Origin of the sequence: Arthrobacter sp. zg-Y1219 (genome assembly GCF_030125545.1) — a bacterium.
Classification (GTDB): Bacteria; Actinomycetota; Actinomycetes; order Actinomycetales; family Micrococcaceae; genus Arthrobacter_B.
In genome coordinates, this window is the sequence record NZ_JASKLY010000012.1 from 344,278 (window position 1) to 362,998 (window position 18,721).

General features: G+C 68.0%; 17 protein-coding genes. 15 read left to right on the forward strand and 2 right to left on the reverse strand.

The genetic code is table 11. The annotated features are described in order from the left end of the window. Nucleotides 1-25 precede the first annotated feature (25 nt). The 11 genes from QNO00_RS08610 (at nucleotide 26) to QNO00_RS08660 (ending at nucleotide 11,230) form a co-directional block, all read left to right on the forward strand. Nucleotides 26-823, forward strand: coding sequence for an HpcH/HpaI aldolase/citrate lyase family protein (locus QNO00_RS08610; protein ID WP_284024335.1), 798 nt, complete (start codon nucleotides 26-28; stop codon nucleotides 821-823). A gap of 106 nt (nucleotides 824-929) precedes the next feature. Next, nucleotides 930-1,604, forward strand: coding sequence for an SDR family oxidoreductase (locus tag QNO00_RS08615; RefSeq protein WP_284024262.1), 675 nt, complete (start codon nucleotides 930-932; stop codon nucleotides 1,602-1,604). Between the two features lie 535 nt (nucleotides 1,605-2,139). Beyond that, entirely contained in the window at nucleotides 2,140-3,387 is a 1,248-nt protein-coding gene (dxr, locus tag QNO00_RS08620; protein ID WP_229967497.1) for a 1-deoxy-D-xylulose-5-phosphate reductoisomerase, read from the forward strand. A 40-nt stretch (nucleotides 3,388-3,427) separates the two neighbouring features. Continuing rightward, complete coding sequence (locus QNO00_RS08625) at nucleotides 3,428-4,774, forward strand: M50 family metallopeptidase (RefSeq protein ID WP_284024263.1); 1,347 nt, start codon at nucleotides 3,428-3,430, stop codon at nucleotides 4,772-4,774. Between the two features lie 114 nt (nucleotides 4,775-4,888). Further along, complete coding sequence (locus tag QNO00_RS08630; RefSeq protein ID WP_284024264.1) at nucleotides 4,889-5,506, forward strand: MarR family transcriptional regulator; 618 nt, start codon at nucleotides 4,889-4,891, stop codon at nucleotides 5,504-5,506. Next, nucleotides 5,506-6,009, forward strand: a complete 504-nt coding sequence (locus QNO00_RS08635) for a hypothetical protein (RefSeq protein WP_284024265.1) — start codon at nucleotides 5,506-5,508, stop codon at nucleotides 6,007-6,009. Before QNO00_RS08630 ends, QNO00_RS08635 begins: the two co-directional genes overlap by 1 nt. 25 nt (nucleotides 6,010-6,034) lie before the next feature. Then, the gene (locus tag QNO00_RS08640; RefSeq protein WP_229967510.1) at nucleotides 6,035-6,325 is read left to right on the forward strand and encodes a YciI family protein; all 291 of its coding nucleotides are present in this window, start codon (nucleotides 6,035-6,037) and stop codon (nucleotides 6,323-6,325) included. A gap of 110 nt (nucleotides 6,326-6,435) precedes the next feature. Further along, nucleotides 6,436-7,602, forward strand: a complete 1,167-nt coding sequence (gene ispG, locus QNO00_RS08645; RefSeq protein ID WP_229967512.1) for a flavodoxin-dependent (E)-4-hydroxy-3-methylbut-2-enyl-diphosphate synthase — start codon at nucleotides 6,436-6,438, stop codon at nucleotides 7,600-7,602. Then, on the forward strand, nucleotides 7,577-8,482 hold the full coding sequence (locus QNO00_RS08650) for a GNAT family N-acetyltransferase (protein ID WP_349643476.1): 906 nt from the start codon (nucleotides 7,577-7,579) through the stop codon (nucleotides 8,480-8,482). The genes ispG and QNO00_RS08650 overlap by 26 nt, the downstream gene beginning before the upstream one ends. A gap of 144 nt (nucleotides 8,483-8,626) precedes the next feature. Then, a complete protein-coding gene (locus QNO00_RS08655) occupies nucleotides 8,627-10,426 on the forward strand; it encodes a proline--tRNA ligase (RefSeq protein ID WP_284024266.1) in 1,800 nt (599 codons plus the stop codon). A 6-nt stretch (nucleotides 10,427-10,432) separates the two neighbouring features. Beyond that, nucleotides 10,433-11,230: a sulfite exporter TauE/SafE family protein gene (locus QNO00_RS08660; RefSeq protein ID WP_229967523.1), complete on the forward strand. Its 798-nt coding sequence runs from the start codon at nucleotides 10,433-10,435 to the stop codon at nucleotides 11,228-11,230. A gap of 36 nt (nucleotides 11,231-11,266) precedes the next feature. Here QNO00_RS08660 and QNO00_RS08665 read toward each other — a convergent pair whose 3' ends face one another. Together QNO00_RS08665 and QNO00_RS08670 are read right to left on the reverse strand one after the other, a co-directional pair. Beyond that, complete coding sequence (locus QNO00_RS08665; protein ID WP_284024267.1) at nucleotides 11,267-12,232, reverse strand: aminoglycoside phosphotransferase family protein; 966 nt, start codon at nucleotides 12,230-12,232, stop codon at nucleotides 11,267-11,269. Between the two features lie 9 nt (nucleotides 12,233-12,241). Further along, nucleotides 12,242-13,399, reverse strand: a complete 1,158-nt coding sequence (locus QNO00_RS08670; protein WP_284024269.1) for a DUF4439 domain-containing protein — start codon at nucleotides 13,397-13,399, stop codon at nucleotides 12,242-12,244. Between the two features lie 177 nt (nucleotides 13,400-13,576). Here QNO00_RS08670 and rimP point away from each other — a divergent pair, with 177 nt between their 5' ends. From rimP to infB, 4 genes are all read left to right on the forward strand, one after another. Beyond that, entirely contained in the window at nucleotides 13,577-14,206 is a 630-nt protein-coding gene (gene rimP / locus QNO00_RS08675; protein ID WP_349643477.1) for a ribosome maturation factor RimP, read from the forward strand. Beyond that, nucleotides 14,207-15,178: a transcription termination factor NusA gene (gene nusA, locus QNO00_RS08680; protein ID WP_229967527.1), complete on the forward strand. Its 972-nt coding sequence runs from the start codon at nucleotides 14,207-14,209 to the stop codon at nucleotides 15,176-15,178. A 49-nt stretch (nucleotides 15,179-15,227) separates the two neighbouring features. Beyond that, complete coding sequence (locus QNO00_RS08685; RefSeq protein WP_269439239.1) at nucleotides 15,228-15,605, forward strand: YlxR family protein; 378 nt, start codon at nucleotides 15,228-15,230, stop codon at nucleotides 15,603-15,605. Nucleotides 15,606-15,734: 129 nt separating this feature from the next. Further along, nucleotides 15,735-18,683 carry a translation initiation factor IF-2 gene (gene infB, locus QNO00_RS08690; protein ID WP_284024270.1) on the forward strand — a complete coding sequence of 983 codons (2,949 nt, stop codon included), beginning with the start codon at nucleotides 15,735-15,737 and terminating at the stop codon, nucleotides 18,681-18,683. Nucleotides 18,684-18,721: the final 38 nt, after the last annotated feature.

Below are 18,721 nucleotides of genomic sequence, written 5' to 3' on the forward strand. Positions count from 1 at the left end.
GACCCCCACAGTGACGACATTCCCCATGGGCCCCGCCCTGCTTTTCTGCCCGGCGGACCGCCCCGAGCGGTTCGCGAAGGCGGCCGACCGGGCCGACGCGGTCATCCTGGACCTGGAGGACGCCGTCGCCCCGGCCGACAAGGACGCCGCCCGCCGGAACCTGGTGGCCTCGGATCTGGATCCGGCAACCACCATCGTGCGGGTGAACCCGGTGGGAACCGCCGATTTTGAGCAGGACCTGGCCGCCATCCGGCAGACCCCGTACCGGACGCTGATGGTCGCCAAGGCCGAAGACCCCTCAGCCATCGGTGCAGCGCTCGCGGACTTCGCCGTCGTCGCCCTCCTGGAAACCGCCCTGGGCGTGGTCCGCGCGCCGGAGATAGCCCAGGTGCCCTGCGTAACCGCCCTGATGTGGGGTGCTGAGGACCTGATGGCTTCCCTCGGCGGGGAATCCAGCCGTTTTGCCGACGGCAGCTACCGCGGCGTGGCACAGCATGCCCGGGCCGCCGTGCTGCTCGCCGCCGGCGCCTTCGGCAAGGGGGCTATTGACTCGATTTACGGGAACATCCCGGACACCCGGGGGCTTGAGGATGAGGCGCGCGACGGCGCAGCCTCCGGTTTCGCGGCCAAGGCCTGCATTCACCCCGGACAGGTGGCGGCGGTCCGCGCGGCCTATGCGCCCTCCGCCGACGAGGTAGCCTACGCAACGGACGTCATCGCCGAGGCCGCCAACCACGGCGGGGTGTTCAGCTTCCGCGGCGAGATGATCGACGGCCCGCTGCTGAAGCAGGCACGCCAGACGCTGAGCCGCGCCGGTCGCTGAGGCTGAGCCGCGCGGGTCGCTGAGGCTGCGGGCGGGACAAGCGGGGAAAGGCCCCAATCCGGGAACTTCCCGGGCATCTGCGCGCGGGCTGCGCTACCTTCATAAGATGCGCATAGTCATAGCAGGAGCCCATGGACAGATTGCCCGCGAACTGGGCCGGCTGCTGGCCGCCCACGGTCACGATGTCGCCGGCCTGATCCGGAACCCGGACCAGATCTCCGATCTGGAGGCCGACGGTGTCGCCCCGGTTGTCATCGACCTGGAAAACAGCATTAGCGACGACGTCATTCAGGTCCTCACCGGTGCGGACGTGGCCATTTTTGCTGCTGGTTCCGGACCGGGCAGCGGCGCGGCCCGCAAGGACAGTGTCGACCGCGGCGCTGCCGTGCTGCTGGCCGAGGGCGCCGAGCAGGCCGGCGTGACCCGGTTTGTGCAGATCTCCTCCGCCGGGCTGGATGCCGTCCGAGGGGGCAGCCGGCCGGACGGCCTCGACGACGTCATGTACGCCTATCTCACGGCCAAGCTCGCTGCCGAGGAGGACCTCATGACGCGCGACCTGGACTGGACCATTCTCCGGCCGGGCCGGCTCACCGATGACCAAGCCGTGGGGCTGGTGAACCTTGGCCCGTCGGAGGTGCCGGGCAGCATTCCCCGGCACGACGTCGCCGCCGTGCTCGCGGAGCTGGTCAACACCGGCCGCGGCAGCCGGCAGGCCCTGTCCGTGGTCTCGGGCGACGACAGCATCCCGGACGCCGTGTCGGCGCTGCCCATCACGCTCTAACTCCGGCCCGGGCCTTTCTCTGGCTTCCCAAATACCGGTCGAACCAGTGCTCGGCCGGCGTGCTTCCGCCTTCCCGCCAGCACAGGATCCCACCGTGTGTTCACTTCCGGGGCTGGTGGGATCTCACGGGCCACACCTGCCCCAAAGGATGGGAACCAGTGCTCGGCCGGCGTGCCGCGTCTGGCCGTAAGCGACCAGATCTGCACACTCGCCGCGACCGGGGCGCCGAGTGTGCAGCTATGGCGGGTTTGAGCGCTGCCGGGGCGCCGAATGTACAGCTATGGCGGGTTTGCTCGGGGCCAAGTCACCAGACGTGCACTCTCGACGGCCGGCTTCGCCCGTAAAACGACCAGACCTGCACTCTCGCCGCGACCGGGGCGCCGAGTGTGCAGCTATGGCGGGTGCGAGTGCTGCCGGGGCGCCGAGTGTGCAGCTATGGCGGGTGCGAGTGCGGCCAGGACGCCGAGAGTGCAGCGACGGCGCCCGCCACTCCATTCACCCCCGCGATGCGCCATACGTGCGCGATACTGGAAGCATGCAGCTTCCAGGTTCTTCCGGCATCCCATCCGCAGCAGCAACCGACCGGCCCTTTGGCAGCACCGAGGGCGTTCCGCGCCGGGTGGTGCTCCTGGGTTCCACCGGGTCAATCGGCACGCAGGCCATAGACGTGGCCGACGCCGCCCCGGACCGCTTCACGATCGTCGCGCTGGCCGCGGGCGGATCCAACCTGGAACTGCTCGCCCGGCAGGCCGTCCACACCCGGGCCAACGCCGTCGGCTGCGCCTCGGTGGATACCGCCACCCTGCACGCCGCCGTGCAGGACGCCGCCCGCGAGGCCGGCGTCACCGATTATGATCCGGAACTCTTCACCGGTCCGTCCGCCGCCACCGCCGTCGCCGCCTGGCCCGAAGCCGAAGTGGTCCTCAACGGCATCACCGGCTCCATCGGCCTCGAACCCACGCTCGCCGCACTGGCCGCCGGCCACCTGCTGGCCCTGGCCAACAAGGAATCCCTGATCGTCGGCGGCGAGCTGGTCAAGCGTGCCGCGGCCCCCGGGCAGCTGGTTCCGGTGGACTCCGAACACTCCGCCCTGGCCCAGGCCCTGCGCTCCGGAACGCAGCAGGAAGTGGACCGGCTGATCGTCACGGCCTCCGGCGGCCCGTTCCGCGGCATGAAACGCAGCGAACTGGAGAACGTCACGCCCGACCAGGCGCTGGCGCATCCCACCTGGAAGATGGGCCGGATGGTCACCACCAACTCCGCCTCCATGGTCAACAAGGCACTGGAAGTGATCGAGGCCCACCTGCTCTTCGACGTGCCGCTGGATCGGATCGACGTCGTCGTGCATCCGCAGTCCATGGTGCATTCCATGGTCCAGTTCGTGGACGGCTCCACCATCGCCCAGGCCTCACCGCCGGACATGCGCCTGCCGATTGCCCTGGGCATGGGCTGGCCGCACCGCGTTCCCGGAGCCTCGAAGCCCTTCGACTGGACCACCGCCTCCGAGTGGACCTTCGAACCGCTGGACGAGGAAGCGTTCCCCGCCGTCGCGCTGGCCAAGCGCACCGCCGCGGCCGGCGGCACGGGCATGGCCGTGTACAACGCAGCCAATGAAGAAGCCGTTGACGCGTTCCACGACGGTCTCATCGGATTCACAGACATCGTTGATACGATCGCCGCCGTACTGGCTGAGCACACCGACACCGCGCCGCTGACGCTGGAGTCGGTGCTGGCCGCGGAAGACTGGGCCCGCGCCGCCGCCCGGAAACGCTGCGGACGCTGACCATGCAACCGCGCAGCCCTCTTGACCCGAAGGAAATCCGTTGACCGTTCTCCTCTTCATCCTGGGCGTCCTGTTCGTGGCGGTGGGAATCGCCGCGTCCATCGCCCTGCACGAGGTGGGCCACCTGGTGCCGGCCAAGGCCTTCAAGGTGCGGGTGACGCAGTACATGATCGGGTTCGGCCCGACAGTGTTCTCGCGCCGCCGCGGGGAGACCGAATACGGTGTCAAGGCCCTGCCGCTGGGCGGTTACGTGTCCATGGTCGGGATGTACCCGCCGAACAAGGCCGACGACGCCGAGGGCACCGTCCGCAGCTCCAGCACCGGCATGTTCTCGCAGCTGGCCACGGATGCCCGCGCCGCCGCTGCCGAACAGCTGCAGCCCGGCGACGAAAAGCGGGTGTTCTACAACCTGCCGATCTGGAAGCGCATCATCATCATGCTCGGCGGCCCGTTCATGAACCTGCTGATCGGCGTGGTGCTGTTCGCCGTCCTGCTCATGGGCTTCGGCACCGCGCAGAGCACCACCACGCTGGCCGAAGTCAACCAGTGCGTCATCACCTCCGATCAGGCCTCCGAGGGACAGACGGAATGCGCCGCGGACGATCCGGCCGCCCCCGCCTACGAAGCGGGGCTGCTGCCCGGTGACACCATCACCGCGTTCAACGGCAGCCCGGTCGACTCCTGGGAGGATCTGTCCTCCCGGATCCGGGACGCGGCCGGCCAGTCGGTGCCCATCACCTACGTGCGCGACGGCGTCGAGCAGGACACCGTCATCACCCCGCTGCTGACCGAACGTCCCGTGGCCGACGACGACGGCGCCCCCGCCGTGGACGACGCCGGCAACGCCGTGACCCGGGAAGTCGGCTTCATCGGCGTCGCCGCCTCCACCGAGCTGGTCCGCCAGCCCGGCTCCGAGGTGCTGCCAACGGTCGGGGAGAACCTGCAGAGCATCGCCGGCGTGGTGATCAATCTGCCGCAGCGCGTGGTCGACGTCGCCCAGGCGGCGTTCTCCTCCGAAGAGCGGGATCCCAACGGTCCGATCAGCGTGGTTGGTGTGGGCCGCATCGCCGGGGAGATCTCCTCGATGGAAGAGGTGCCGATGGAAAGCCGGGTCGCCACGCTGCTGGGCCTGGTGGCCAGCGTCAACCTGGCACTCTTCGTCTTCAACCTCATTCCGCTGCTCCCGCTCGACGGCGGCCATGTGGCCGGGGCCCTCTGGGAGGGGCTGCGCCGGCGCGTTGCGAAGCTCTTCAAGCGCCCGGACCCCGGGCACTTCGACCTGGCCAAAATGCTGCCGGTGACCTACGTCGTGGCGATCCTGCTCATGGGCATGAGTGCCCTGCTCATCTATGCGGACATTGTGAAACCGGTGAGCCTCTTCAACTAGTGCACGCCGCGGTGCCGGGGAACTGCTCCATTTGAAGCCGAATCTGGTTGTGATTCCAATTACAACCGGATACGGTTTCAACATGAAGAAGCTCTGCTGCCGATCCGGCGTGAAATGTTCGTCCTGACCATCGACCAAAAGGGGAGCCGCAGCAGCCGGGACCGGGTCCCGGACCTGCTGGCGCTCCTCGGTGACCTGCGCATGGAGCTGCCCTTCGAACGCTCGGTGGGCGACGAAGTCCAGGGCGTCACCGCGCAGGCGGACGTGGCGGTGGAAGCCGCGCTGCGCGCCCTGCGGGACGGGCACTGGTCGGTGGGCATCGGCGTCGGCCCGGTGGACACGCCGCTGCCCGCCGGCACCCGCGAGGCTTCCGGCCCCGCCTTCTTCGCGGCCCGGGACGCCGTGGACCGCGCCAAAAAAACCGGTGACCGCCCGCCCGTCGCCGTGACCGGGCCTGCCGGGGCCGCGGAGGCGGAAGCCGTGCTCGTGCTGATTGGGCGGCTGATCCGCGACCGGACCGCCGAGCAGTGGCGGATACTGGAGCAGGTTGAGCCAGGCATCTGGGGGGCCCAGAGCGCTGCCGCCCGTAAGCTCGGGATCAGCCCGCAATCCGTGGGCAAGACCATAGCCCGCGCCGGCTGGCAGGAGGAGTGGGCGGCCCGTCCCGCCGCATCCGTCCTGCTCGCCCGCGCCGATGAAACATCCGCCGCCGGGGAAACGGAGCACCTCTGATGGAGTTCGTCTGGATTGTCCTGACGCTGCTGGTGGCCGCCGTCCTCGGCTGGCCGGTCACGGCCGGGGTGCTGCGGCTGGCGCGCGCCGTGGAAGACTCCGGTCCGCCCTTTGCCGACGCCGATCCCGCGGCTGATCAGGACCTGGACGCCGAATTCGGCCGCGGTGCGCGGATCCCCGCGGGCCGGGCCCTGCCGGCCCTGCCCGACCCGCCTGCCCGCCCGCCGGCAGCCGCGGGTTCGCGGCCGGGCAGCAGTCCGGCCCCGGGATCGGTGCTCCGCGGCGGGCTGGTGATCGGCGTCCTCGAGCGGCTGGCCGTGGCGGCTTCAGTGCTGGCCTCCGAACCCGTGGCCATTGCGTACGTCGTGGCCATCAAGGGCCTGGGCCGCTATGCCGAGCTTAAAGACACACCGGCGGCTGCTGAGCGCTTCATTATCGGGACCCTGGCCTCCATGCTGTGGGCGGCGGGCGTGGCTGCCGCGGCACGGGCCTTCCTGCTCTGAGTCGGCGATCCCGTACGCTGGAGCCATGAGTATTTTTGCAGTTGAGTACGTGTACGACGCCGATTCCGCCTCCATCCGTGATGAGCACCGCCCCACCCACCGCCAGTGGCTGTCCGGCCTGGTGGACCAGGGACGCCTGCTGGCCTCGGGTCCGTTTACTGACGGCGCCGGCGCGCTGCTGATTTTCACTGCCGAGGACGAAGTTGATCTTTCCAACCTCCTCATGCAGGATCCCTTCGCCGCCGTGGGCGCCATTTCGGGCATGAAGACCACCGAATGGGAGCCGGCCGTGGGCGCCTTCGCCCATCTCGTCTAAGCCCTGAACGATATCCGTACACCCCGCACCGGTGCGGGGTGGATAATGGATTAGCGCATCCGCAGTGCGCTTTAGCCGAATAACTGCCGATAAGGCACATGGAGGACGTTTTGACCTCGGTCAACCTTGGAATGCCAGCAGCACCGCCGCCCACCCTTGCACCGCGGCGCAAAACCCGCCAGATCAAAGTGGGGTCAGTGGGGGTTGGATCCGATTTCCCCATCAGCGTCCAGTCCATGACGACCACGCCCACCACGGACATCAACGCCACCCTGCAGCAGATTGCCGAGCTGACGGCCTCCGGCTGCGACATTGTCCGGGTGGCCTGCCCCAGCGCCGACGACGCAGCAGCGCTGCCGATCATCGCCAAGAAGTCGCAGATCCCCGTGATCGCTGACATCCACTTCCAGCCAAAGTACGTCTTCGCCGCTATTGAGGCCGGCTGCGCCGCGGTCCGGGTGAACCCGGGCAACATCCGGAAGTTCGACGACCAGATCAAGGAAATCGCGCAGGCCGCCAAGGACCACGGCACCTCCATCCGGATCGGCGTCAACGCCGGGTCGCTGGATCCGCGCCTGCTCGCCAAATACGGCAAGGCCACCCCCGAGGCCCTGGTGGAATCCGCTGTCTGGGAAGCGTCCCTGTTCGAGGAACACGACTTCCATGACTTCAAGATCTCCGTGAAGCACAACGACCCCGTGGTCATGGTCCGCGCCTACGAGCTCCTCGCCGAACGCGGGGACTGGCCGCTGCACCTGGGCGTCACCGAAGCCGGTCCGGCGTTCCAGGGGACCATCAAGTCCGCCACCGCCTTCGGCGCGCTGCTGGCGAAGGGCATCGGCGATACCATCCGCGTCTCGCTGTCCGCTCCTCCCGTGGAGGAAATCAAGGTGGGCAACCAGATCCTGCAGTCGCTGAACCTGCGGCCGCGCAAGCTGGAAATTGTGTCCTGCCCCTCCTGCGGCCGCGCCCAGGTTGACGTGTACACTCTCGCAGAGCAGGTAACCGCCGGGCTCGAAGGCATGGACGTTCCGCTTCGCGTCGCCGTCATGGGCTGCGTCGTCAATGGACCCGGTGAAGCCCGTGAAGCTGACCTCGGCGTGGCCTCCGGCAACGGCAAAGGCCAGATTTTTGTGAAGGGAGAGGTCATTAAGACTGTTCCCGAAGACCAGATCGTTGAGACCCTCATTGAAGAGGCTATGAAGATCGCAGAAAGTATGGGGGAGTCCGATGGCGAAAATGCTGGCACGGGTGGCCCCATGGTTACTGTCGGCTAGGACCGGCGCCACTTCACGCAGCGGGCAGGATGTCCGCGGCGGCCATTCCGGGACGCTCCGCGTCCTGGACGCGGAAGACACGGCTGCCCTCTGGGCCCTGGCCGAGGCTGACCCGGTTGCCAATATCTTCCTGCTCTCCCAGCTCGAGACGACCCGCAGCGCTGCGCCCACGCCGGCCGGCGGGCGGGTCGTCGGCGTTTTCGACGGCGGGGAACTCACCGCCGCCTGCTGGGCCGGGGTCAATGTGGTGCCCGTGGGCGTCACCGCGGACACCGGCCCGGAAATCGGCGCTTACCTGGCACGGTCCGGACGCCGCTACTCGTCCATTTTCGGACCCGCCGAGGCAGTGCTGGCCATCTGGTCCCAGCTGCAGTACTCCAGCCCCCAGCCCTTTGACGTGCGCAGCGACCAGCCGCTGCTGCAGATGACCGGGGTTTCTCAGGTGCAGCCGGCTCCCGGACTGCGTTACGCCCAGCCCTCGGAACTCGACGTCCTGCTGCCCGCCTGCGCCGCCATGTTCGAGGAGGAGGTGGGGTACTCGCCCGTCTCGGGCGGCAGCCACCACTACCGGCAGCGGGTCAAATCCCTGATCGCCCGGCAGCAGTCCCTGGTGGACTTCGACGCCTCCGGCCAGGTGGTGTTCAAGGCCGAGCTCGGCACCGTTTCCAGCAGTGCCGTCCAGATCCAGGGCGTCTGGATGAACCCGGCGTACCGCGGCCGCGGCCTCAGCGCCCCGTACATGTCAGCCGTAGTGGAGGCTGCCCGGCAGGTTGCCCCGGTGGTCAGCCTGTACGTCAATTCCTACAACGCCCCGGCGCGGGCCACCTACGAAACCGTGGGCTTCGAGCAGGTGGGCACCTTCGCCACCATCCTGTTCTGACTTCCTGTGAAGGCAACCGCCTCAGCAGCAGGCACCCTCAACCTGTCCGGCGGCAGCGGCAGCACGCGCTAGATTAGAGGGGAGCGTTATTTCCCTTTTGTCCCAGCTTGAATGCAGCCCCGGCTGCAGAAACGGATACCCAGCGTGGTCCTTCGACTCTCCACTCTTTTCCTGCGCACTTTGCGCGAAGACCCCTCCGACGCCGACGTCGCCAGCCACCGCCTGCTGGTGCGTGCCGGGTACATCCGCCGTGCCGCCCCCGGGATCTATTCCTGGCTGCCCCTGGGGCTGCGCGTCCTGGGCAAGGTCGAGACCATTATCCGCGAGGAAATGGCAGCCATCGGCGCCCAGGAAGTGCACTTCCCGGCCCTGCTGCCGCGCGAACCCTACGAGGCCACCAACCGCTGGACCGAGTACGGCGACAACCTGTTCCGCCTGCAGGACCGCAAGGGCAACGACTACCTGCTGGCCCCCACGCACGAGGAAATGTTCGCGCTGCTGGTCAAGGACCTGTACAACTCGTACAAGGACCTGCCGGTCTCGCTGTTCCAGATCCAGAACAAGTACCGCGACGAGGCCCGGCCGCGCGCCGGCCTGCTGCGCGGCCGCGAATTCATCATGAAGGACTCGTACTCCTTCGACATCGACGACGACGGCCTGGAGGCCAGCTACCAGGCGCACCGCGGCGCCTACCTGCGCATCTTCGAGCGCCTCGGCCTGGAGATCGTTGTGGTATCGGCAGTCTCCGGCGCCATGGGCGGCTCCAAGAGCGAAGAGTTCCTGCATCCGACGCCGGTCGGCGAGGACACCTACGTGCGTTCCGCCGGCGGTTATGCGGCCAATGTGGAAGCCGTCAGCACCGTTCCGCCCGCCGAGATCGACTTCGCCGGCGCTCCCGAAGCGAAGGTCGTGGACACCCCGGACACCCCGACGATCGACACCCTGGTCGCCGACGTTAATGCCCGCTTCGCCCGCGAATCCGGGGAATGGACCGCCGCTGACACGCTGAAGAACGTCGTCCTGGCCGTCACGCTGCCCACCGGCGAACGCCGGATCGTCGTCGTCGGCGTTCCCGGCGACCGCGCCGTGGACCTCAAGCGCATCGAAGCGAACATCGCCGCTCACGTGGAGATCGGCGGCGAACTGGAAGTCGACGCCGCCACCGACGAAGACATCAAGAAGCACCCCGGCCTGGTCAAGGGCTACATCGGCCCGGGCCTGTCCGTCGACGAGCCGGTGCTGGGCACCGAATCCGCCACCGGCCTGCTGTACCTGGTAGATCCCCGCGTGGTCTCCGGCACCAGCTGGATCACCGGCGCGAACGTCCCGGGCAAACACGTGATCGGCCTCGTTGCCGGCCGCGACTTCACCTGGGACGGCGTCATTGAAGCCGTCGAGGTGCGCGAGGGCGACGAAGCTCCGGACGGATCCGGTCCGCTCGAAGCCGCCCGTGGCATCGAAATGGGCCACATCTTCCAGCTTGGCCGCAAGTACGCCGAGGCCCTGGGCGTGAAGGTCCTGGACAAGAACGGCAAGCTCGTCACGGTGACCATGGGCTCCTACGGCGTGGGCGTCACCCGCGCGGTCGCGGCGCTGGCCGAGTCCAACCACGACGAGAAGGGCATTGTCTGGCCGCGCGCCGTCGCCCCGGCCGATGTCCACGTCGTGGCCACCGGCCGCGGCGAGGAGATCTTCGCAGCGGCAGCCAAGCTGTCCGAGGACCTCGAAGCCGCCGGACTGGAAGTCATCTATGACGACCGTCCCAAGGTCTCACCCGGCGTGAAGTTCGGCGACGCCGAGCTCATCGGCGTGCCGACGATCCTCGTGGTGGGCCGCGGCCTGGCCGACGGCGTCGTCGAGGTCAAGGACCGCGCCACCGGCGTTGCCGAAAACGTGCCGGTGGCGGAAGCGGTGGAGTACGTGCGCCGCGCAGCAGCGCTGTAGCACCCAGTGATCTCCGGTCTCGAGGAGATTCAGCTCGCCACCATCCTCCTTGTGGTGGTGGCGGGCCTGGCCGCCGGCTGGGTGGACGCGGTGGTGGGCGGCGGCGGACTGCTGCAGCTGCCGGCCCTGCTGCTGATTCCGGGGATCACGCCGGTGCAGGCGCTGGCGACGAACAAGATGGGTTCCATCTTCGGCACCACCACCAGCGCCATCACCTACTACCGCCGCGCCCATCCTGACCTGCGCACCGCCCTGCCCATGGCCGGCGTCGCACTGGCGGGCAGCTTCGGGGGAGCGGTGCTCGCGACGTCGCTGCCGTCCTCGGTGTTCAAACCGATCATCGTGGTGGCGCTGATTGTCGTGGCGGTGTTCACCGCGACCCAGCCGACGGTCGGTGAGCTGACCAAGCTGCGCCATCAGGGCCGCCGGCACTACGGGACGGCTGCGGGCATCGGCCTGGTGATCGGGTTCTATGACGGGCTGATCGGTCCGGGAACCGGATCCTTCCTGATTATTTCCATGGTCACCTTCCTCGGCTACAACTTCCTCGCGGCCAGCGCCAAGGCCAAGATCGTGAACATGGCCACCAACCTCGGCGCGCTGGCGTTCTTCCTGCCGAACGGCGCGCTGCTGTGGGGGATCGGGCTGATCCTGGGTTTTGCCAACATGATCGGCGGCTACATCGGCGCGCGGATGGCCGTGAAGCAGGGCAGCAAGTTCATCCGCGTGGTGTTCCTGGTGGTGGTAGGAGCCCTGATCTGCAAGCTTGGCTACGACGTGTGGGTGGAGAACATCCGGGGCTGAGCCTGTCTCTTTCTCCCGCAATGGCAGGGGAACCGGTCAGCCCGCGATCGCTGTCGCCACCCAGACCGAGCGTGCCGCGTTCTTCCGCTGTCCCGCCCGGGTGTACTCCAGGGCATTGGCGACTTCCCGCAGCACGCTCCACTGACGGGCGGCCTCGGGGTTCAGGCCGCCCGCGGCGCAGAGCCGGGCCAGCCGCCCGCGCAGCGCCGCCTCCGGCCGGACGCTGCCCAGCTCCTCGGTCCGGTTCCAGAGCATCGGGGCTGCGGCGAACTCGGCTTCCCCAACCATCGCCTGCGGGTCGATGGCCACAAACCCGCAGGCCTCGGAAGAACCGCTGTCGCCGTCCCTGCCGCGGTAGAGAATGTTGCCGAAGTGCAGGTCGGTATGGACCAGGACGTCGTTGTTGCTGCGCCGACCCACCGCTCCGCGCGTCTGGCAGACCTCCAGGGCCGCCTCGAGCAGACGCCGTTCGCAGGGCCTCCCCAGCTCTTCCCAGTCGGCCGGCAGCTCGTCGGACAGCTGCTCCGTCCGTTCGGCGAGCGAGGGGACACCGGCCCAGGCGGGGGAGTCGGCGGCCGGCAGCGAGAGCCTGCGCACCAGCCCGCCCCACACCTCGACGGCGGTGTCCATCGGGACGTCACAGAGGCTCCGGTCGGCGTTCAGCCGTTCCAGCAGCAGGGTTCCGCTGTCGGTATGGCTGGCGTACAGCTGCACGGCGCCGTGCCCGGCCCACAGGCCCAGGGCGGCAGGTTCGGTCAGGGCTTCGTCGTGCGGATAGGCGACCTTCAGCACAGCCGCACCCGAGGCGGACATGACGGGCAGGACCAGTGCACCGTGTCCGGACCAGAGGCCGGTGTCCGCGGGCAGATCAAGGGCCAGGTCCCAGCGCTCCATGGCCTCTGCCACGAGCAGCGGCAGGGCGGCCAGCCAGGTCCGGCCGGAACGGTCGCGGCTGTACCGCTGGTGGAGTGCCTCGGGAATGGTCAGGGGGAGTTGGGGCATGAGTACAGGCTAAGCGGTGCCGGGGGACCGCGGCAGCCCCTCGGTCTCCTGCCCGAGTCCGGGTGCTGTCGGAACAGCGCGCTGGCCGGAGTACAGCTCGGTGCTCAGCTGAGCCAGCCGCTCCACCGCCCAGGCGCGGACAGCTCCGCTTCCCAGCGCCGCGAGGTCCGCATAAACGGCGGGCAGGGACGCCTCAAGGTCTTCAAGGGCACCGGAGGGATCCTGCTGGAACGACGGCGGCAGGGAGTACGCCGGGGCACGGGTCAGTGCCGGGAGGCAGACCTCGGGCAGCAGCAGCACCCCCTGGGCGCCGGCGGCCAGATGACTGTCCCGGGCTTCGTCCAGTTCAGTGCGGGCGGAAACGCCGGAGGCGCGGGCCATGGCGACCTCGTAGGCGTACGCCGCACCGTATTCCGCGTCGATCGCGCCCTTCAGCGCCGCCGCGGCATCCGGGGCGGATCCGCCGGTGCCGGAGGCCGCACCCGACGGGACGGAGGAGGCCGCACCCGAAGGGACGGAGGAGGCCGCGCCCGACGGGGCGGAAGACGGCGCACCCGTCAGTCCGGAGTCGGTGGCCGAGGTCTCCGGCACGCAGCGGGCGTCGGAGCCGGCCGGCGCGACCGGCTCCCAAGCCTGCGGCGGGTTCAGGCCGGCGGCGACGGCGGCGCGGACCGCGAGGACCTGCTGGGCGGCACCGGTGGCCGCCAGCAGCCGCGCCGTTCCGGCATCGGCGCGCATGGCGGCGTCCAGACTGGCGTGGGCAGCTGCAGCCATCGACTGGACATACCGGGCGGCATACCCAGCGTCGGTGGGGGAAGTGCCGGAAGTGCCGTCAGCGCCGGAGGCGCCCGAGGCGGGACCGGCGTCGGCGGTGGGGACCTCAAACGGCGGGACGCCGCGGCGGAGGCTGCCGGGGCGGATCAGGAGCGCTGACTGTTCAGCCAGGACATCGGCCTGCCGGGTGAGTTCGGCAGCCAGCCTGCCGGTGCCTTCGGCATCAGCCAGCTCGCCGGCCTGCCGGGCAAGTTCAAGGGACGCTGCCCGCGCGTCGGTCTGGGCGATTTCCGAGTAACTGGCCGGCCGGTCCTCGCCGGCACCGTTTCCGGCGACCAGCCCCAGGCTCAATACCACTGCGGCCAGGACCAGCAACAGAGTGGTACGCCTCACGCCGCCCAGGACCGCCATCGCCCGTCCGGCGCGGCCGGCCGCGGGCGTTCTGCGGGACGGGGGCTTTTTCACTACATCCGATGATGCCATGAACGGGCCCTCGTCTGCTGCGATGCCGATGGGACTCAGGAAAGTCGGTACGCTAGTAGGTACAACATCATCTAGTGGGAGGCACCTATGGCGGTTCGGCCCAGCCCCAAAAAAGACACGTCATCGGATTACCGCAAGAAGGCCATGCACGCAGAGATTGCCGCTGAAACCCAGCGGCTCAAAAACTTCCTTGCTCCCACGGTTGAACAGCAGCAGCTTTTCCTCGAGGACATCGAGATCAAAATGGCCGGTGCCAACCGCACCGTACACGTCATCGTGGACCTTCCCGAAGGAGAAGCGGGCGGCGTCAGCCTCGACCGCATCTCCGACGTCGCGCATGCGCTTTCCGAGGCGATGGATTCAGACCCGCACGACGACGGCCGTCCGTACAGCCTGGAGGTTTCCTCTCCGGGTGTGTCGCGCCCGCTGACGGAGCCGCGCCACTGGCGCCGCAACGTCGGCCGCATGGTCAGCGTCAACGTCCTGGCCGGCGACGACGTCAAAGGCCGCCTGGTCTCCGTTGAGGACGACGGCATCACGTTCATCCCGGAACTGCCGGTCAAAAAAGGCATGAAGGCGAAGCAGGGCGAGCAGACCACGCTGCCCTTTAGCAACATCCGCAAGGGGCGCGTCGAAGTCGAATTCGCGCACCTTGACGACGAACCACTGGACGGCGTCGCCGACAGTGATGAAAAAACCACAGCTGAGGAGGCCTAGATGGAAATAGATATGAGTGCGCTGAGGCTGCTGGAACGCGAACGGGAGATCCCCCTGGATCTGCTGATTCCGACCATTGAGCAGGCGCTTCTGGTGGCTTATCACAAGACCGCCGGTGCACAGGACAAGGCCCGCGCAGAGCTGGACCGCAAGAATGGGCACGTCACCATTTGGGCCACTGAACTGGACGACGACGGCGAGGCCGTGGGCGAGTTTGACGACACCCCCACCGGTTTCGGCCGCATTGCCGCGAGCACGGCCCGCCAGATCATCCTGCAGCGGCTGCGCGACGTCGAAGATGACGCCATCGTTGGCGAGTTCAAGGGCCGCGAGGGAGAAATCGTCTCCGGCCAGATCCAGCAGGGCAACAACCCGCACATGATCCAGGTCAACCTCGGCGCCGTGGAGGCATTGCTGCCTCCCACGGAGCAGGTCCCGGGCGAGAAGTACACCCACGGTTCCCGGCTGCGCGCCTTCGTCGTTGACGTGCGCCGCGGCTTCAAGGGCCCGTCCATCACGCTGTCCCGGTCCCACCCGGGCCTGGTCCGGAAGCTCTTCGAACTGGAAGTTCCCGAGATTGCCGACGGCAGTGTCGAGATTGTGGCGCTGGCCCGTGAAGCCGGCCACCGGACCAAGATCGCCGTCAAGGGCAACATCTCCGGCATCAACGCCAAGGGTGCCTGCATCGGCGAGATGGGCTCGCGTGTCCGCGCGGTCATGACCGAGCTGCACGATGAGAAGATTGACATCGTGGACTTCAGCGAGGATCCGGCCACCTTCATCGCCAACGCCCTGTCGCCGTCGCGCGTGAATTCCGTTACCATCACCGACGAAGACACCCGGTCGGCCCAGGTTGTCGTTCCCGATTACCAGCTGTCGCTGGCAATCGGCAAGGAGGGGCAGAATGCCCGTCTGGCAGCCAAGCTGACAGGGTGGCGGATCGATATCGTTTCCGACGCCAAGACTGCCTAAGCAGCCGGGTCTTTGGGTGGATGCGGCACAGGGAGAGAAACGCGTTAGAATGAATGAGGCCGGGTCGCCGTCCGCTTTCCTTTCGTCCCCTGCAGCCTCAGGCGCTGCAGCGCATGTCCCGCTGAGGACATGCATTGGGTGCAGGAAAACGGATGACCAGGCTGTTCTGATGCGGCTGGTAGCTGTGGTCACTGAAGGCAGTATTGCCGTTCAGGTCGACGAACACCGCCGTATGTCTGGCCGCGGTGCCTGGGTGCACCGCGGGACAGCATGCTTTGCAGCAGCGCTTCGGCGACGTGCGTTTCACCGGGCCTTTCGGGGCCAAGTGGACACCACAGACGCGGAGGCTTGGTTCAAGGCTCTTGAGGATGCTCCGACCGGGAGCAGACTCGAAACCGTCCAACCTGGAAGCGGGTCAGAAATCTGATGGAAACCCGATGAGTACCCAGCGATGAGTACTTTGTGCTCTGTGAAGGGCTCTGCTGTGACTGCAGTGGAAGCCCGCAGGAAATAGACGGTTCGTACCTGGCTCGGTGCGGACCGAGACAGGAGAAATGTGGCCAAGGTCCGCGTACACGAGCTCGCCAAAGAGCTCGGCATCACCTCGAAGGATGCAGTTGCAAAACTGCAGGAACTGGGCGAATTCGTCCGTTCCGCCTCATCAACGATTGAGGCACCCGTAGTCAAGAAACTTCGCGGCGCCTTCCCGGCGTCCGAATCCAAGCCCGAATCCACGACGGATTCCAAGCCGGCGTCCAAGCCGGCCGGAACCCCCGGACCGCGCCCGTCCGCTGCCCCCGCAGCACCGACGGCGCCGGCACCGACCCCGACCCCGGCAGCACCCGCCGCAGCAGCTCCGGCCGCTCCGGCGCCCGCTGCAGAGAAGCCGGCTGCTCCGGCTGCTCCGGCACCCGCCGCAGAAACGTCTCCGGCCCCGGCCGCTGACAAGCCGGCTGCACCGTCGGGCGCCAAGCCCGGCGCGCGTCCGGCACCCAAGGCTGCCGAAGCCGAAAAGCCCGCTGCTTCCGCCGAAAGCGGCAGCCGCGGCAACGCGCCCCGTCCGGGCGCTCCGCGTCCCGGCGCCGGAAGCCCCCGTCCGGGCAACAACCCCTTCGCGCCTTCCCAGGGCATGCCGCGCCCCCGTGGCCGCGGCGAAGGCGAGCGGGGCCAGGGCGCACCGCGTCCCGGCAACAACCCGTTTGCACCGTCCCAGGGCATGCCCCGCCCGGGACGCCGTGACGAGAACACCGAACGTCCCGCAGCAGCAGGCGCCGGCGGTCCCCGTCCGGCAGCCGGCTCCGGCGGTCCGCGTCCGGGCGCCCCGCGCCCCGGTGCACCCCGTCCGGGCGCCCCGCGTCCGGCATCGGCACGACCCGCCGGTCCCGGCGGTCCCCGTCCCACACCGGGCATGATGCCCAACCGCACCGAGCGGCCGGCAGCCCCGGCCCGCGGCGGTGCCGGCGGCGGACCCCGCAGGGGCCCCGGCGGCGCACCCGGTGGAGCACCCGGTGCAGGCGGCGGCGCACCCGTTGGCGGCGGCTTCGGCAAGGGCGGCCGCGGACGCGGCGGCACTGCCGGTGCTTTCGGCAAGGGCGGCGCAGGACGCGGCAAGCAGCGCAAGTCGAAGCGTGCAAAGCGTCAGGAACTGGAGCAGATGTCAGCTCCGTCGCTGGGTGGCGTTTCGGTACCCCGCGGCGACGGCAACACTGTTGTCCGTCTGCGCCGCGGCGCGTCCATCACGGACTTCGCCGACAAGATTGAGGCCAACCCGGCAGCACTGGTGACCGTTCTGTTCCACCTCGGTGAAATGGCAACGGCCACGCAGTCCCTGGATGAAGGCACGTTCGACATCCTGGGCGCCGAACTGGGTTACAAGATCCAGGTTGTCTCGCCGGAAGACGAAGAGCGCGAACTGCTGAGCACGTTCGACATCGACTTCGATGCCGAGCTGGAAGCCGAAGGCGACGACGACCTCGAGGCACGTCCTCCGGTAGTCACCATCATGGGTCACGTTGACCACGGTAAGACGCGCCTGCTGGATGCCATCCGCAACACCAAGGTGGTTGAAGGTGAAGCCGGCGGCATCACCCAGCACATCGGTGCCTACCAGATCCAGTTCGACCACGAGGGCACCACGCGTCCGATCACCTTCATTGACACCCCGGGCCACGAGGCGTTCACCGCCATGCGTGCACGTGGTGCCAAGGTGACCGACATCGCGGTCCTGGTTGTCGCAGCCGACGACGGCGTCATGCCGCAGACGATTGAAGCGCTGAACCACGCCCAGGCAGCCAATGTGCCGATCGTGGTCGCAGTGAACAAGATCGACAAGGAAGGCGCCAACCCGGAGAAGGTCCGCGGCCAGCTGACCGAATACGGTCTGGTTCCCGAGGAATACGGTGGCGACACCATGTTCGTGGAGGTCTCTGCCCGTCAGAACCTCAACATTGACGCCCTGCTCGAGGCCGTGCTGCTTACCGCAGACGCAGCCCTGGACATGCGCGCCAACCCGAACAAGGACGCCCGCGGTATCGCGATCGAAGCCAACCTGGACAAGGGCCGCGGTGCAGTTGCCACCGTCCTGGTCCAGTCCGGAACGCTGAAGGTCGGCGACACGATCGTTGCCGGTACGGCCCACGGCCGCGTCCGCGCAATGTTCAACGAGAACGGCGAAACCGTCTCCGAGGCCGGACCTTCCCGTCCGGTCCAGGTGCTGGGTCTGTCCAACGTTCCCCGCGCCGGTGACACGTTCTTCGTGACCGACGACGAGCGCACCGCCCGCCAGATCGCTGAGAAGCGTGAAGCTGCGGACCGCAACGCCGCCCTGGCGAAGCGCCGCAAGCGCATCAGCCTCGAGGACTTCGACCAGGCCGTTGCTGACGGCAAGGTTGACACCCTTAACCTCATCCTCAAGGGTGACGTTTCCGGTGCCGTTGAAGCCCTGGAAGACTCGCTGCTCAAGATCGACGTTGGCGAAGGCGTGCAGCTGCGCGTCATCCACCGCGGCGTCGGTGCCATCACGCAGAACGACGTCAACCTGGCGACGGTGGACAACGCCGTCATCATCGGCTTCAACGTCAAGCCGGCCGAGCGCGTTGCCGACCTGGCAGAGCGCGAAGGCGTGGACATGCGCTTCTACTCGGTCATCTACGCAGCAATTGATGACATTGAGCTCGCCCTCAAGGGCATGCTCAAGCCCGAGTACGAAGAAGTCCAGCTCGGCACCGCCGAGGTCCGCGAAGTCTTCCGTTCCTCCAAGTTCGGAAACATCGCCGGCTCGATCGTTCGCTCCGGTGTCATCCGACGCAACGCCAAGGCACGGGTCACCCGTGACGGCAAGGTCATCGGTGACAACCTCACCGTTGAGTCGCTCAAGCGGTTCAAGGACGACGCCACCGAGGTCCGCACGGACTTCGAGTGCGGTATCGGCCTGGGCTCGTTCAACGACGTCAACACGGGCGACATCATCGAGACGTTCGAAATGCGCGAGAAGCCGCGCGTCTAGCAGTACCGGTGGGGCCGTCGGTTTCCGGCGGCCCCACT